Origin of the sequence: Clostridium gasigenes, assembly GCF_017348895.1 — a bacterium.
GTDB lineage: Bacteria > Bacillota > Clostridia > Clostridiales > Clostridiaceae > Clostridium > Clostridium gasigenes.
Map to the genome: position 1 here is coordinate 2,552,326 of NZ_CP071376.1, position 16,342 is coordinate 2,568,667.

Sequence of the window (16,342 nt, forward strand, 5' to 3'; positions counted from 1 at the left end):
TAAATATATATAGTCTTGCAGACAGAGTAAATTCATTTGAAAAGATAAACTTATAAGACAAATAAAAATAATTTTTAAAAAATTTTCAAAAAGTTAAATTGCTGCATATTTTATAGTGAAAGGTAAAATAATACATAAAAATAAATTGCAGGAGTGGTTTTAATGAAAAAAGAATTTAAAGGAATATGGATTCCGAGTGAATTATGGTTAAATAAGGATTTAGGGGTTATGGAAAAAATATTTTTAGTTGAAATAACATCACTAGATAGAGAAAAAGGTTGTTATGCAAGTAATGGATATTTTAGTGAGTTCTTTAGTTTAAGCAAAACTAGATGTTCAGCTATAATTAGAACTTTAAGAGATAAGGGGTATATCACCATAAAGCTTATGTATGAAGAAGGAAAAAAGTTTGTAAAAAGTAGAATTATAAAGGTTATTAAAAATATAAAGTCAACTAAGGAAGAAGTTATGGGCAGCGAAGATCCAGAGGAAGAAAATATAGAAATTGTAAATCATGAATTAGAAAAAGAAAATCAATATAATAAAGAGGGCTACTTTGAGGATAACTATGAAAAACTTCAGAAAGTTGAGTTGAGTAAATGTGATGAAAATTTGCCTAAGGATAGCGTAGAAAAAATAGAATATGATGAAAAGAATGATTATAAAAATCCTATATATAGTGAAGTAATTGAATATTTAAATGATAAATGTGAAAAAAATTATAAATATAATACAGAAACAACTCGAAAGTTAATAAAAGATAGATTAACTGAAGGCTTTTGCATAGAAGATTTTCTTAAGGTAATTAATAAAAAAAATGAAGAATGGTCAAATTCACCTATGGAAAAATATTTAAGACCAGGAACACTGTTTGGAGAAAAATTCGAAAGATACTTAACAGAGGCTGAAATGAATTTAAAACCAAGTTCATTTAATAATAATTTCTATTTAAATTGGGGACAAGCTTATAATGATGGATATAATAACTTTGAAAATAATAGAATCTATAATAAAAAAACAGACTTTGGGGAAGAAAGAATAAGATTTGGTAACCAGACACCTCTTACAGAGGAAGAAATAAAATGGGCAGAGGAAAACTTGTTTTAGTAATATAAGCATAGCTAGATTGTGTTTTTAAATATATAACTGAAATGAAAATATTGAGAATCTCAAATAGCATCAAGAATGATTAAAGCAACTTTGTGATTATTTTAATATACATGTTTTGGATAAAATAACTAAAGGTGGTATAATTAAAAATGTAAAGGTGGGATTAAATATATGAAAAGAAGTAAGACTATAATTTTAATAGGTGCCATATTGGTTGGAATAATAACAGGTGTATTTGTATATTACTTAGAAACTAAAGGTTTAGTAACTTTAAAGTTTAGGGGAATAGAGTTTATTGACTGGATCTTCATAATTACAAGTATAGCAATGACAATTATAGTTATAATTGACTATATATTAATTAAGAGGTATAAAAATAAATTTGGAAAGTTAAAATACATCCTTCTAAGACAAAATAGAAAAAAACAAGTATATGGATTAAGATTTTTAATAGCTATATTTATATTTCAACTTATTATTATTATACTTTTTTCTGATGAATTCAAATTTATGTATATTGCACCGTTATTTTTAATTGGAAATGAAATAATTATGTTTAGTATTCATAATAATGAAAAGGAAGGAATTAATGAAAATTGCATATATTCTTGGGGCAACGCAATCAAATGGGACAAAGTAAAATCATATAATATTAATGAAAATATATTGTGTTTAGAGCTTGAAAAGAAGATGTTTGGAAAAATTGAAAGATATAAAATGCCATTTAAGTTAGATATGGAAAATAAGGATGATATAGTTAAATTGATAGATATGAAGATTAACTAGGAATTGATGAGAACTATATTTAATAAATATAGTGTAAGACAATAAATATCTTAATGTATGTTTATTATTTTGGCTCAAAAGATAAATGGTTATTAAAAATACCAGATAGAAATAATTTATTATAGTTGTTAAAAAATAGAAGATTAATGGGTGACCCTTATACTTTTTCAAATAAGGCATAATGTAACGGATATAGTATTTCTTAAACTATGAATTATAACAAGTACCCAAAATGAAGAAATTTTAGTTGGCTTATATAATTATCTTTCTTCATAAATAATAAATGTATATGCAAGCAACATACCCATTACAAAAGCAAATATTCTATACCCCCAATTAGGAGTATGTGCTAATGAAAATATTATTGCTGAAATTAAAATGTTTAAAAAGTTTTTGTTTTGTAAAAAGATAATGAAGTAATACTAATAATAAATTTTATAGTTGATGTTTCTGGAGAGGATTATTTGCTTAATAATATCAATTAAGTTATTTTGGAATATGGGTATTTTTGTTGATGAACATAACACATCTCCAGACATAATATCAGGTGGTGATTTTTGGCTTTATGTGGATTGGTTAAGATTAGGATTCACTTCCGTTATATGTGTTTTATCCGGCATAAGTCTATTTAGTGATAATAAGTAATAGACGAACAACTCACATTGTGTAACAAATATTATCTATATAATAGGAGGTATGTATATTGGAATCAATTAGCTATAGGGAATTAAAAAAATCCGAAATAAGAATAACATTATTTGCGAATTTTAATCGTTATCAAGACGTGAAGAAATGTTGGCGTAATGAAAATGGGGAATGGATATTAAAAGATATTGCTTTTACTGAACAGTGGGGTTCAGATGAATATAAATACCTGATTAAATGTCTAAAAAACACTATAAAAACAGGTGGCGTAGTAGTTGGTGCGTTTAATAACAATGAACTTGTAGGATTTGCATCTGTCGAAAGTCAGTTTTTTGGTTCACAAAAGGAATATTTACAACTTTCAAGCATTCATATATCTTATGAAAACCGTAGCGAGGGGATAGGGAAAAAATTATTTTCTCTTGTATGCAAAAAGGCAGAAGATATGGGTGCTCAAAGCCTATATATATCTGCTCATTCATCTCAAGAGTCACAGGCTTTTTATAAAGCGATGAACTGTATTGAAGCTGTAGAATATAATACTAAATTAGTTGATGAAGAGCCATGCGACTGTCAGCTGGAGTATAGATTATTAAAAATTATCTAATGAACTTAATTCTTGTTAATGGCGGAATATGAAGTAATGAAAAGTGGAGCATATGAAATATAATGAAAGTAAACCAAGTTTGGCTAGCAGAATGAATTACCTTGTAAGAAGTGGGAAACGCCTATATTAGCAGCTAAGGATAACATATTGCTAAGGATAAGTTATTATCTAAATATGGGAAGATTGAATCTAAAGCAGAAGCTCAAATAGTAATAACAGAAAAAGCTTTAATGATATAGTAAGTGTTCATGGGTAATAGGTAGGGGTTTTTACTATAGTATTTAAATAACAGTTTGTAGAAATCGTGAAATAGATAATAAAATATATTATTGGAGGTACATTTATATGTATGAATAGAAATTTATAAGATTAGAATTAAGGGGATTAATTGAGTCAAAGCCAAAGCAAGACTATCATGCTATAGTGGAAGAACATGCAAAAGAAGGCTGGAGATTGGTACAAGTATTAGCACCACCGACAGGGGCTTACGGTACTGCTACTCATTTTGAATTAATATTTGAGAAACAAATTTAATACAAAATCTTATTATATTATGAATGATTAAAAATAAATAACAGATTGAATATATTGATTGGAGGGATAAACATATGGATATTATTTTTGATTTAGGAAAAGCAAATGATATTGATGAATTAGAACAGTTGTATAACGATTTGAATGACCATTTGGCAAAAGGAATAAACTATCCTGGATGGAAAAAGGATATATATCCTGTTAGGCAAAATGCAATTGATGGGGTTAAACAGGGTAATCTCTATGTATCAAAACATAATGGGAAAATCATTGGTTCTGTTATTTTAAGTCATAAACCTGAACCTGCATATTATAAAGCTAAATGGAAATTTGAATCTGACTATTCAGATGTTTTTGTTGTATATACATTTGTAGTGCATTCCAAATTTTTAAAATGTGGTGTAGGGAAAGCATTAATGGACTTTGCTATTGAACACAGTATTAAGTCACAAGCTAAATCAATTAGGTTGGATGTTTACGAAGGTAATATGCCTGCCATTAGGCTGTATGAAAAATGTGGTTTTAAATATATTGATACAGTTGACTTGGGACTTGGAAATTACGGGTTGAACTGGTTTAGACTATATGAAAAAGTGCTATGAGATAATTACCAATATTATGAATTGTTATAGTAAATAAAGAAAAAGTAAAGATATAATTTAGGGGGATAATTATGATGGAATTACGAAAAATCACAGATGATAATTTGGATGAATGTATTAAATTAGAACCAAAAGAAGAACAAAAAAGTTATGTTGGAAGTAATATATCCAGTCTTGCAGAGGCGTATGTTGCTTTAACGAATAATGAGTGCATTCCTATGCCTTATGGCATTTATGACAATGATATCATGGTAGGTTTTATAATGTTATCATATAATGAAGCAGAAGAGACTGCTGATGATGATGATGAAAATGCTTATTGGGTGTGGAGATTAATGATTGACAAAGGATATCAGGGCAAAGGTTATGGTAAGGAAGCTATGGTAGGGGCACTTAAACTTATTAGGACATTCCAGTATGGAAAATCTTCAGTAGTTTTCCTTTCTTATAAACCAGAGAATGTGGTAGCAAAGACACTTTATGCATCTTGTGGTTTTGTGGAAACAGGTAAGATTGAAGATGGTGAATTGGTAGCAAAACTGGCTTTGTAGAATCGATAATTATAAATAATAATTCGGAAAGGCGAACGAAAAGTTATTTGAAGTTTTGCGGGAGGTTAAGAATGAAAAGACCTATAGTAAGTGCAGTTGCTGCTGTATCAGGTGGGGAAAAACAACTGTGATAAATGAGTTAAACCAAGTTCAGATTTTATTATAGACGGCAGTTTAAGTATTGATAAAATTACCTCTAAAATTATCGAAAAAATATTAAAAGTTAATTAGGGTTACTAAAGAATTCAATTCGCAAATTTAATATATTAAATAAATACAAAATATAGTTGTTAAGGTGGAGGGTTTATGAAATATATAATGACTGATAATCCCAAAAAGGAAGATATTAGCGTAATTCTAAACAATTTGATAAAATATAATCTTGCTCATATAGAATTAAGAGAAGTTAAGCCAATCGCTATTTTTGTTAATGATGAAAATGACAATAAAGTAGGAGGAATTTCAGCAGAAACTCATGGTAATTGGCTAGAAGTATCATTTTTATGGGTTGATGAGAAATTAAGAGGCCAGAAAATAGGTTCAAAGTTGTTAAAGGATGTTGAAGTAGAAGCTATAAAAAGAGGCTGTAAATACTCATTTCTTGATACTTTTAGTTTTCAGGCCAAGGATTTTTATGTGAAGTTAGGCTACAAAGAAGTTTTTACATTAGAAGACTATCCACTAACTAGTAAACGTCATTATTTTGTAAAACAATTGAAGGAAAATAAGTAATTCACTAAATGATTAAATTGTTTAGATGTTAAAATAAATTTTTCCTAAAAGTTATTTGTTTTTTTGTAGTATTAATGAACACAAATAGATAACAGATTGAAATATCGCATTATTCAGAGGTGAATTTGCGGTATTTTTTTGTTGCAATTCAAGGAGAACATGTAGGAAGTACGAATTAGATAATTAAATGTGATATTTATAAAATATGTTATAATTAATTCATTGTAAATTACATAAAGATGAAAGAAGTATATTGGATTTAATACGTATGCAAATGGATGATATACTACAAAGAAAGTTTGTTAAAAAGAAGTATCTTTGTAAATGGCTTGGTATGTCAAACAAACAAGTTGAAGTTTTTATAGTTCAATATCCTGATATACCAAGTATAAATATTGATGTGGAAATTTATTACATAAGAGAAGAACTTAATGTATAGTTTAGGAATTTACAGCGGAATAAGTAAGGTGTTAGTGCTGGTGATTTTGGGGGAATTAGAATTAGATAATGGAATATGATATTTAAAAATAAAACAATGCGACATTTATAAAATATGTAATAAATAATTTGTAATAGTACACTATAAAATTAAAAAGTGATATAAATGCAAAAAGTTTAGAGCGTGGAAACATTAAATTTGTGAGATAAGGAGAATATAGATGTTAGAAAAAAAGAAGTACGCAAATGGTCAAGAGGTTTATACATATGATGAAAATAAACTTACATACTATTATAAGAATGGGAAAATAAAAGCAGAAGGCCCTTTTGAAAACAATCAAATGGAAGGTAAATGGATATTTTATAGGGAATCTGGACAACTATGGCAAATAGGAAATTTTCAAAATAGCAAAAAACACGGTAGATGGATAAGATTTAATAAAGAGAATCAAGAGGAATATAATGAGGAATTCATGGCTGGGAAACTAATTAAAGCAAAATAGTACTCAATGTTTTCAACATCCAGGGGCCGTTGCCTGCTTGAGTTTGCAAGGAGGAGAGGGATTGATAGTTGTACTATAATTATAAAGAGTAAATATTAGGAGCTATAAAAAAGAACAAGATTAGGATGCTACTAATTAATAAGATTGAGAATATCTATTTTAATGGTATTAAAACCATTAAAATAGATATTCTCTTTTTTCATTATTATTCTTAAAAATATGACAACCTTTTGACAAAAACAAGTTGTCAGTGTATAGTTGAAAGAGTAAATCAACCTAAGAATGAATAACAACTTAACACTGAGTCAAGTAATTATAGTTTAAAATATAGACTTGGTGTATGTTCTGGTAATATTAATAAGTAGTCAATATGTATTACAAAATGATTATAGTAATACTTTTATTGAACTAAAGAATCATAAAATATTTTATTTTAGGGCTTTAATGAAAAATTGAATTTTTTTGCAAAGTTTAGCACAATATAAGGATGAGATATTTATTTAAGATATAAAATTATAATTAATACGTAGATTAAAGAGGTGGATTAATGTTAAAGATTGAGGTTAAAGGGTTAACAAAAATTTTTGGTAAGAACCCTAAACAAGGTTTGAAGCTTTTACAAGAAGGAAAAACGAAAGAGGAAATTTTAAAAGAGACAGGCATGACTATAGGGGTGAATCAAGCATCCTTTGAAGTACATTCTGGAGAGATTTTTGTGATTATGGGATTGTCAGGAAGTGGAAAGTCCACTCTTGTAAGATTAATAAATCGCCTAATCGAGCCAAATGCAGGTAGTGTATTAGTAGATGGTGACGATTTAGCAAAAATGGATAAAAATAAATTAAGAGAAACTAGAAGAAAAAAGGTAAGCATGGTTTTTCAAGGATTTGGATTGTTTCCTCATAGGACTGTTTGGGAAAATGCAGGATTCGGATTAGAAATACAAGGAATGGATAAAAAAGAAATTAAAGAAAAATCTATTGAATCATTAAAATTGGTAGGGCTTGCAGGATATGAAGAACAATATCCTAGTCAATTATCAGGTGGAATGAAGCAAAGAGTAGGGCTTGCAAGGGCTCTAGCTAATGATCCGGATGTTTTATTGATGGATGAAGCGTTTTCAGCACTGGATCCATTAATTCGTAAAGAAATGCAGGATGAGCTTATAGATTTACAATCATCTATGCATAAAACAATTATATTTATTACACATGACTTAGATGAAGCACTTAAAATTGGAGATAGAATTGCAATTATGAAAGATGGATTAATTGTACAGGTTGGAACTCCAGAGGAAATCATGACAAATCCTGCGGATGAATATGTTAGAAAGTTCGTTGAAGATGTAGATAGGTCTAAAGTTTTTTCAGCACAAAATGTTATGAAACGTCCAGAAACCATCGATATAGAAAAGCATGGTCCAAGGGTTGCACTGCAACGTATGAAGCAAGCTGGAATTTCAAGTATTTATGTTATTAATAAAAATAAAGAGTTTTTAGGCGTTGTAACTGCAGATGCAGCGGTAGACGCAATAAAGACTGGAAATAAAAATATTTATGATGCTATGATTACAGATGTTCCCGTGGTTGCTCCAGATTTATCATTAAATGATTTATTTGAGGTAATACATGATTCACCTGTACCAGTAGCTGTTGTTGAAGATAAAATATTAAAAGGAATTGTTGTTAGAGGTGCAGTATTAGCAGCTCTTGCAGGAAATGAGGTGAATGTAGATGTTAGAAATACCAATGATACCAATAGCTAAATGGGCTGATATGATTGTAGAATGGTTAAGAGAGAATGCACAGTGGTTTTTTGAACCAATTAAGAATTTACTTGACGGGATTGTAACTGGGTTAAGTGACGCATTGATATCTATACCTCCAATACTTTTCATTATAATTATCGTACTATTAACTATATTTATAAATAAGAAAAAATTGGGGTTACCCATATTTTCATTAGTAGGACTACTGTTAATAGAAAATCTTGGATATTGGAAAGCGACAATGCTTACTCTTTCATTGATTTTAACAGCTAGTTCAATATCAATTTTAATAGGAGTTCCTCTTGGGATTTGGATGTCAAAAAACAAGACGGTGCAAAGTATAGTAACACCTATATTAGATTTTATGCAGACTATGCCGGCCTTTGTCTATTTGATACCCGCAGTTTCTTTCTTTGGGATAGGAATGGTACCTGGAATTATTGCATCTGTTATATTTGCAATGCCTCCAGTTGTAAGGTTAACTAATCTTGGTATTCGTGGAGTTTCTACAGAACTAATTGAGGCTGCAAATGCCTTTGGATCAACTCCAACTCAAAAACTATTCAAGGTTCAACTTCCACTAGCGAAAAATACAATTATGGCAGGTGTTAACCAAACAATTATGTTATCACTATCTATGGTTGTTATAGCTTCTATGATTGGGGCAGAAGGCTTAGGAGTTGAAGTTTTTAGAGCAGTTACAAGAAATGAAGCCGGACAAGGATTTGCTTCAGGATTGGCTATTGTTATATTAGCTATGATATTAGATCGTATTACTCAATCAATAAATACAAAAAAGGATTTTTAAGATTTTAATAAGGCGATTGAAAAAATAATAGACTAGCAAATTGGTTATTGTTTTTTCAAAGTATCTAAATAAATAGATATATAAGGAGGAATAAATTTATGATTAAAAAAAATTGGAAAATAATCAGTGTAGTAGCAATTAGTATAGTAGCATTAACTTTTGTAGGTTGCAGTAATAGTAAAAGTAGTGAAGAAAAAAAAGGTGCTGATGCAACTTATGGTGAAAAAGTAAAGTATAAAATCACAGGTATAGATGCTGGGGCTGGTGTAGTGCAAGCTGCTGAAAAAGCAGTTAAAGACTATAAGTTAGATTATACTGTACAAACTAGTTCAGGAGGTGCTATGACACAAGCACTTGCAGATGCAATTAAAAATAAGGAACCAATTATAATTACTGGGTGGTCACCTCATTGGATGTTTAGTAAATATAATTTGAAATATTTAGATGACCCTAAGGGATCTTTTGGTGGTAATGAACATATAAATACCATTGCACGTAACGGATTAAAAGAAGATATGCCTAATGCTCATAAAATTTTAGACCAATTTTTATGGACGGCTGATGATATGGAAGCTGTTATGCTTAAAGTTAACGAAGGTGAAAATGTAAAGGAAGTTGCAAGACAATGGATCACTGACAATACAGATAAAGTAAGCAAATGGACAGAAGGCGCAAAAAAAGTAGATGGTGAAGAAATCAAACTTGCGTATGTTGCTTGGGATACAGAAATTGCATCTACTAATATAATTGGATTAGCATTAGAAGATATGGGATATAAGGTTACACTTACACAAGTAGATGCAGGACCTATGTGGGCCGCAGTAGCTAGCGGAGATGTAGATGCTATTGTTGCAGCTTGGCTACCAGGAACTCATGCAAAATATATATCAGACTATGAAGGTAAAGTTGAAGATCTAGGACCAAACCTAGAGGGAGCTAAAATAGGTTTAGTTGTTCCTTCTTATATGGATATTAATTCTATAGAAGATTTAGTTAAATAGATTATTAAGTGAAGGGGCTGTTGCAAAACTAAATAAATTAGTTTTGCAACAGCCCCTTCGTATTAGATTATAAATTCACTTACTATACTGTTTAGTGTTGTAGCTAATTCTGCTTGTGCATCAGCAACTTGAGAAACTTCGTCAGCGCTGATCTTTGTATCATTTACAGTAATCGCAATTTCTGAAGCACCTGATGCTACTTCTTCAACTACGGCTGAAACTGATTCTAGTGATTTTATTAATTGTTCTACAGAACCTGTTACATCTCCAATATTTGTTGAAAAATCATTTATTAATCCTGATACGTTATTTGCATCTTCTAAATAAAGTTCAGATCTCTTTATCATTTGGTCATAATCTAAAGTAACTTTCTTATCGATAAACTCTAATATTCCAGTTGCGTCCTGTGACATATTTCCGAAGGCATTTTTAACTTGTCCAACTATTTTTTGAATATTAGTTACAGTTGCAGTTGATTGAGAAGCTAATTTAGCAACTTCGTCTGCAACAACTGCAAAGCCTCTGCCGTGTTCGCCAGCTCTTGCAGCTTCTATAGCTGCATTTAAGGAAAGCAGATTTGTTTGAGCTGCAATCTGTCCTATAATTTCTGCCATACTATTTATTTCTTCTACTATTTTACCTTCTTCAATAGATTTTAAAATAGCAGTTTCTTTTTCACGATACATATCTAATGCGACTTTCTTTGAATCTTCTGATTCTGATTTCATATTTAATGCTCTACTCTTAATTTCAATAGCAGAATTATTACCATCGGCAGCTTTCAAATTAAGCTTAGTTATAGCACTTGTTATTAAATCACTGAAGGAAGTCATTTCTTGAGCAGAAGCGCTAGTTTCTTCCATAGCGGCTGCTATCTCTTGAGTTCCACCATTAATAGTATTTATTTGTCTATTAATTTCTGATATTACAGCTGCTAGTTCTTCGCCACTTGCACTAACATTTTCGCTGTTTAATGAAATTTTTTCAACTATAGTATTTAAATTTAGACTCATATCATTTATTGCTTCGGCAATTTGTCCTATTTCATCCTCAGATTTAACTTCTACTTTAAATGTTAAGTCTCCTTGAGCAACTCTTCTAATAGCACCTAATAATTTAGGAATATCTTTTAATATTTTTTTAGTAACAAAATATATCGCTGCAATTAAAAATAATAAACCAATTATATAAGTAGCTGCTAAAATAGTATTAAATTTCACAAGTGGTTTTTCTACTTCTGATTTAAGAATAACTGTACCAACAGACCAATTGTTAGCTTTAATAGGAGCATAGGCTGCATATCTTTCTTCATCATCTAGAATATAAGTACCAACACCATTTTCTCCTTGAACCATTTTTTTACCTACTTCACCTGCATCACCTGCATATTCAGTAAATTTTTCTTTTAAAACTTTATTTTCATCTTTATGATACATAAATGTTCCAGTGGTATCTAAAAGGAATGTATATCCACTTTCTCCAACTTTATATTTATTCATGATCTCAGGTAATTTGTCAATTAAGTAGTCTACACCTACAGCCCCTACAGATTTTCCATCTGTATCTAAAATAGGATATGCCATAGTGATAACCATTTTTTTTGTTAATTCATCTACATAAGGTGGAGAATAATATAACCCGCCAACTTTTAATGTATCTAAGTACCATTGTCTCTTAGTAATATCCCATGTAGCAGGACTATCTTTTCCATCATCTACAAATAGGTAACTTGATTTTTCTAATGCTACATAAACAGCTGAAGCATTTTTATCAGTTGCTTTTATATTTTGTAAGCTTTTAAGAACAGTAGCATAGTTTGGATTTGTTTTGACATCAGCCTTTGACTTAACTTCATTTGCTAGAGTTCTAATGGAATCATTAGTAGCCATTTGTGTAACTAATGTTCCGCCTTGTTCAAAGAAACTATTAACATCTTTAGATATAATGGTTGCATTATCAGTTAAAGATGTATTAATATTTTCAATTAAAACATTCTTATTGTAAGAGTTAATTACAATTCCAGTAACGACAAAGACTAATACAGTTACAATAGTAAGAATAGATAATAGCTTTAATGTAATACTTTTATTAATTTTTTTAAACAATTTACAACACCCCTAATCTTTTGTTTTATTTATATTATTATTATCGAGTTTAAAAATAATATATTAACTAGTAAATATTAGAAAATTCTGATTTCATCACATAAAAAATCATATAAGTTAACATTATATCTTCCAGAGTTAGAAAAACTGAATGATAAATTATTACAGGAGTTGTAGTATGTTTGGATTATTAGATATAGATATAAAGAATATATATAAGGCACTCGAAAAGTTTAAAGAAATAGAAAAAGCAATATTAATTATTATTTTAACTTTTCCTTTGCAATTTCTACTTCAAATCCATCTACAAAGTTTTTTTACATCCTTTAACTTAGTATCTTCTGGAAAAGAATTAGGTATATCTAATTCTTTATATAATTCATTTAATTCAATTTTAGTTCCAATGGATACTTCTTTTATAGTCATATAGCCCTTAATATCGTCAATATTAATTTTAGACTCTGCAGTTATTTTCTCGGGTAAAAATTTAGAAATTCCAGTAATTTTACTTGCAACTATCACTGTGAAAAACAATCCGACTGCAAGTGCAAATATAGTTGCGGTTTTCCATGTAAAATATAGAGTTAAAAGAAGGATAACATATTTCAAATATCTCATAGGCTTGTCTATTTTTTGGCATAATAAATTTTTTGTTCATAATTTTCTCTGAGGTCCTTATTCTGGTAATTATCAGGGACTTATAAAATATATTTTTTAAAATAGTAGAACAAGCTGGGGAAAATAGAATATAATTATATAGAAATCTCTTTGCGCTGCATATAAATCTACAGTACAAACTGATCAGGCCAAGAATTAATATGAGTTAATAAAATAATGTTATATGTAGGTAAACTATTATTTAGATTATGCTACAAAAGTTATTTTAAATCATTAAGTTAATTCAAGGAGCCGGGCCAATAGGATTATTACAATACCTGTGGGACAGTAAAATGTTCTACGGATATTTTTTTATTTGCCCTAGAACATTAAGTTATCTTAAAAATGCAGAAGAAACTAGATGTTTTTGGGTATATATTGAATATAAACTATATTTGTAACAACTTAAAAAAGTTGTTACAAACTTTTTAATTATTGGGATATTATAGCTACAGGATATTAAAGTTCTTTTGAGCATCTTAAAAAATATAAGAATACCAACTTGTTATTTAGAGGTGACTATTTAAGATAATTAACTGAAACAAAGAAAAAAATGCATTGCCATAGAGCTATCAAAATAATAAATTTTTGCTAAAAGTCAAAAATTAAAATGGAGGTAACTTTTTATGACAGAACAAAAAAAAGTTAATGAATTGAAAGGTCTTACAAATGAAGAGGCAATTAAATTACAAGAAATGTTTGGAAAAAACCAATTAGTTGCTGAGAAAAAGGAATGCTTTTTTCACAAAATCTTAGAGGTATTAGAGGAACCCATGTTTTTACTATTATTAGTAGCAGCAATAATTTACTTTATACTTGGTGAACCTAAAGATGGAGCAATAATGCTAGTATTTGTTATTGGAATAATTAGCATTGATGTTATTCAAGAATGGAAAACTGATAAAACCTTAAAATCTCTGAAAAAGCTATCAGCTCCACAGGTTAATGTAATTAGAAATGGAGTAGAGAATATAATTAATAGTGAAGATTTAGTACCTGGTGATTTAATGATAATTAATGAAGGTGTAAAAATTCCAGCTGATGGTACAGTTGTTAAGTTAAATGACCTTTGTGTAGATGAATCTTCTCTTACTGGTGAAGCTTTAGAGGTTTGGAAAGTTTTAGAGGATACACAAGAGGGTGAAAATCAGGATTATTGGAAAAAGAACTATTGCTATGCGGGAACTTTAGTTACTCAAGGTAGCGGAATAATTTTAGTTGATAAAATTGGATCAGAAACTGAATATGGTAAAATAGGTGTAAACATTGTAGGGGCTCCAAATGAGCAAACACCACTTCAAAAGCAAACAGGTAAGCTTGTTAAAATTTGCGCTGGTATTGCAGCAGTACTTTTTGCTTTAGTTAGTGGAATAACTTATTTAAATCTATCTGACCATATTTTTAAAGATAGAATTATAGAAAGTATTCTTTCAGGAATAACACTTGCAATGGCAATGATACCAGAAGAATTTCCTGTTATTTTAACAGTATTTCTTTCAATGGGAGCATGGAGGCTTGCTAAGAAAAAATCACTTGTTCGTAAACTTCCATCTGTTGAAACATTAGGGGCAATATCTGTTCTTTGTGTAGATAAAACAGGAACTATTACAATGAATAAAATGACTGTAACTGAAACTTTAGCATTTGCTAAAAAAGATTTAGAGGAAATAAATAACAAAAATAAATTAGAATATTCCCAGTCTACAAAAACAAATAATGATAGCAAAAATAATATAGATAATAATGGCTTACAAATATTAAAGTCTTTGGAAAAATCAAAAGATAATAAAAGACTATTAGAAATTATGGGAATGGCTTGTGAAACTGAGGCTTATGACCCTATGGAAAAAGCTATGGTGAATTATTGCAAAGAAAATAATATTTGCAAAGATCATTTATTTGGTGGAGAACTTATTTCTGAGTATTCTTTTACTAATGAAAGTAAAATGATGGGACATGTTTGGAGAAGAGAAGAGGGTATTGTTATTGCTTCAAAAGGATCTCCAGAGAAAATTTTAGAAATTTCTGATTTAACTAGTGGAGAACGTGAATTTGTAGAAAAAAGCATATATGAAATGTCTTCTAGAGGACTTAGAGTTATTGCAGTTGGAGAAATGAAAGTAGATAATGAAGAAAATGTTCCAAGCACTTTAGAAGAATGTAAACTTCAGTTTCTTGGGTTAATAGGACTTGAAGACCCCGCTCGAGATTCAATTAAGGAAGATATAAAAGCTTGCATAAAAGCTGGTGTAAGAGTAGTTATGATAACTGGGGATAATGGTATAACAGCAAGTGCAATAGCTAAAAAGGTTGGAATACCACATGGTGATCACATTATTACCGGTGATGATTTAAATAAAATGAGTGATGAAGAGCTTAGAGAAAAAGTTAAAGATGTTAGTATTTTCTCAAGAGTTGTACCAGAGCATAAAATGCGTATAGTAAAGGCGTTTAAAGAAAATGGAGAAATTGTTGCAATGACAGGTGATGGGGTAAATGATGCTCCAGCATTAAAATATGCAGATATTGGAATAGCTATGGGGAAAAGAGGTTCAGAAGTTTCAAGAGAAGCTGCTGATTTGATACTTTTAGATGATAATTTTAGTACTATAGTGCATACAGTTGAAGATGGAAGAAGAATTTATGACAATATAAGAAAAGCAGTAGGATATGTATTTGTAATTCATATTCCAATAGCATTTGCCTCATTACTTGCTCCCTTCCTTGGAATAGGGTCATCTTCATTATTACTATTACCAGTACATGTTGTGCTTTTAGAGCTTGTAATAGATCCTACATGTTCAATTATTCTTGAAAGGCAATTAGCTGAAAAAGATATTATGAACAGGAAGCCACGTAATCCAAAAGAAAGTATATTAACAGCTAAAACATTAACAAAAAGCTTAATTCAAGGTTTGGTATTATTTGCAGCATCATTTGGAACTTACTATTTATATCTAAAAAATAATCCAGATAGTGCAAGTGTTGCAAGAACAATGGGACTTGCCATTATTATGATTTCAAATGTTTTACTAGTTCAAGTAAATAGTTCAAATACTGAATATGCATATAAAACTTTCAAAAATATGATAAAAGATAAAGTTATGTGGGCAGCAAATACAGCAACAATAGCAGGTTTACTTGTAATAGTATACACACCACTTTCAAAGTTTTTATACTTATCACCATTAAGTATAAAACAACTATTAACAGTAATAGGAACATCAATAGTTGCTGTTATGTGGTATGAAATTGTAAAACTAGTTAAGAATATACAAACTCAAAAATAAATGTAAGAGTTAAAAACAAGATAATTACAGGGGGAGTATTCTATATAGAGAAATAGAGGTTTAACGATAGCACGAAACGTGCTATCGTTAAAAGTAGTATGAAGGTACATAAGGCATCAGTACACGACCTTCTGAAGCAGCCTTTCTCTCGCGTATAAGTTTAAAAATCTTGGAGGTCCTTATTCTGGAAACTCTATTTTCAGAA

General features: G+C 29.6%; 17 protein-coding genes. 14 read left to right on the forward strand and 3 right to left on the reverse strand.

Annotation, left to right across the window (positions count from 1 at the left end; all coding sequences use genetic code 11):
* The first annotated feature begins 162 nt into the window (after window positions 1-162).
* Window positions 163-1,107, forward strand: coding sequence for a conserved phage C-terminal domain-containing protein (locus J1C67_RS11880; protein ID WP_167866503.1), 945 nt, complete (start codon window positions 163-165; stop codon window positions 1,105-1,107).
* A gap of 174 nt (window positions 1,108-1,281) precedes the next feature.
* The gene (locus J1C67_RS11885) at window positions 1,282-1,896 is read left to right on the forward strand and encodes a hypothetical protein (protein WP_167866504.1); all 615 of its coding nucleotides are present in this window, start codon (window positions 1,282-1,284) and stop codon (window positions 1,894-1,896) included.
* A 260-nt stretch (window positions 1,897-2,156) separates the two neighbouring features.
* Here J1C67_RS11885 and J1C67_RS19895 read toward each other — a convergent pair whose 3' ends face one another.
* Window positions 2,157-2,309: a CPBP family glutamic-type intramembrane protease gene (locus tag J1C67_RS19895; protein WP_167866619.1), complete on the reverse strand. Its 153-nt coding sequence runs from the start codon at window positions 2,307-2,309 to the stop codon at window positions 2,157-2,159.
* An 85-nt stretch (window positions 2,310-2,394) separates the two neighbouring features.
* Between J1C67_RS19895 and J1C67_RS11895 the strand changes: the two genes are divergently transcribed.
* The 11 genes from J1C67_RS11895 to J1C67_RS11945 all read left to right on the forward strand — a co-directional run bounded on the left by J1C67_RS11895 (window position 2,395) and on the right by J1C67_RS11945 (window position 10,085).
* On the forward strand, window positions 2,395-2,541 hold the full coding sequence (locus tag J1C67_RS11895; protein WP_243176748.1) for a hypothetical protein: 147 nt from the start codon (window positions 2,395-2,397) through the stop codon (window positions 2,539-2,541).
* 58 nt (window positions 2,542-2,599) lie between these two features.
* Entirely contained in the window at window positions 2,600-3,148 is a 549-nt protein-coding gene (locus J1C67_RS11900; protein ID WP_167866506.1) for a GNAT family N-acetyltransferase, read from the forward strand.
* A gap of 363 nt (window positions 3,149-3,511) precedes the next feature.
* Window positions 3,512-3,682, forward strand: a complete 171-nt coding sequence (locus tag J1C67_RS19475; RefSeq protein ID WP_278336638.1) for a DUF4177 domain-containing protein — start codon at window positions 3,512-3,514, stop codon at window positions 3,680-3,682.
* 74 nt (window positions 3,683-3,756) lie between these two features.
* Window positions 3,757-4,284 carry a GNAT family N-acetyltransferase gene (locus tag J1C67_RS11910; RefSeq protein WP_167866507.1) on the forward strand — a complete coding sequence of 176 codons (528 nt, stop codon included), beginning with the start codon at window positions 3,757-3,759 and terminating at the stop codon, window positions 4,282-4,284.
* A gap of 71 nt (window positions 4,285-4,355) precedes the next feature.
* Complete coding sequence (locus J1C67_RS11915) at window positions 4,356-4,835, forward strand: GNAT family N-acetyltransferase (protein WP_167866508.1); 480 nt, start codon at window positions 4,356-4,358, stop codon at window positions 4,833-4,835.
* A 306-nt stretch (window positions 4,836-5,141) separates the two neighbouring features.
* A complete protein-coding gene (locus J1C67_RS11920) occupies window positions 5,142-5,567 on the forward strand; it encodes a GNAT family N-acetyltransferase (RefSeq protein WP_167866509.1) in 426 nt (141 codons plus the stop codon).
* Window positions 5,568-5,841: 274 nt separating this feature from the next.
* Window positions 5,842-6,006, forward strand: a complete 165-nt coding sequence (locus tag J1C67_RS11925; protein WP_167866510.1) for a hypothetical protein — start codon at window positions 5,842-5,844, stop codon at window positions 6,004-6,006.
* A 220-nt stretch (window positions 6,007-6,226) separates the two neighbouring features.
* Window positions 6,227-6,508 (forward strand): toxin-antitoxin system YwqK family antitoxin, encoded by a 282-nt coding sequence (locus J1C67_RS11930; RefSeq protein WP_167866511.1) that lies wholly within the window; start codon window positions 6,227-6,229, stop codon window positions 6,506-6,508.
* A 547-nt stretch (window positions 6,509-7,055) separates the two neighbouring features.
* A complete protein-coding gene (locus J1C67_RS11935; RefSeq protein ID WP_167866512.1) occupies window positions 7,056-8,273 on the forward strand; it encodes a quaternary amine ABC transporter ATP-binding protein in 1,218 nt (405 codons plus the stop codon).
* Window positions 8,242-9,084 (forward strand): ABC transporter permease, encoded by an 843-nt coding sequence (locus J1C67_RS11940; protein ID WP_089964903.1) that lies wholly within the window; start codon window positions 8,242-8,244, stop codon window positions 9,082-9,084. Before J1C67_RS11935 ends, J1C67_RS11940 begins: the two co-directional genes overlap by 32 nt.
* Window positions 9,085-9,182: 98 nt before the next feature.
* Window positions 9,183-10,085 (forward strand): glycine betaine ABC transporter substrate-binding protein, encoded by a 903-nt coding sequence (locus J1C67_RS11945; protein WP_167866513.1) that lies wholly within the window; start codon window positions 9,183-9,185, stop codon window positions 10,083-10,085.
* A gap of 62 nt (window positions 10,086-10,147) precedes the next feature.
* Here J1C67_RS11945 and J1C67_RS11950 read toward each other — a convergent pair whose 3' ends face one another.
* Together J1C67_RS11950 and J1C67_RS11955 are read right to left on the reverse strand one after the other, a co-directional pair.
* On the reverse strand, window positions 10,148-12,190 hold the full coding sequence (locus tag J1C67_RS11950; protein WP_167866514.1) for a methyl-accepting chemotaxis protein: 2,043 nt from the start codon (window positions 12,188-12,190) through the stop codon (window positions 10,148-10,150).
* A 294-nt stretch (window positions 12,191-12,484) separates the two neighbouring features.
* A complete protein-coding gene (locus J1C67_RS11955) occupies window positions 12,485-12,808 on the reverse strand; it encodes a hypothetical protein (protein ID WP_167866515.1) in 324 nt (107 codons plus the stop codon).
* A gap of 665 nt (window positions 12,809-13,473) precedes the next feature.
* Between J1C67_RS11955 and J1C67_RS11960 the strand changes: the two genes are divergently transcribed.
* Entirely contained in the window at window positions 13,474-16,137 is a 2,664-nt protein-coding gene (locus J1C67_RS11960; RefSeq protein ID WP_167866516.1) for a cation-translocating P-type ATPase, read from the forward strand.
* Window positions 16,138-16,342: the final 205 nt, after the last annotated feature.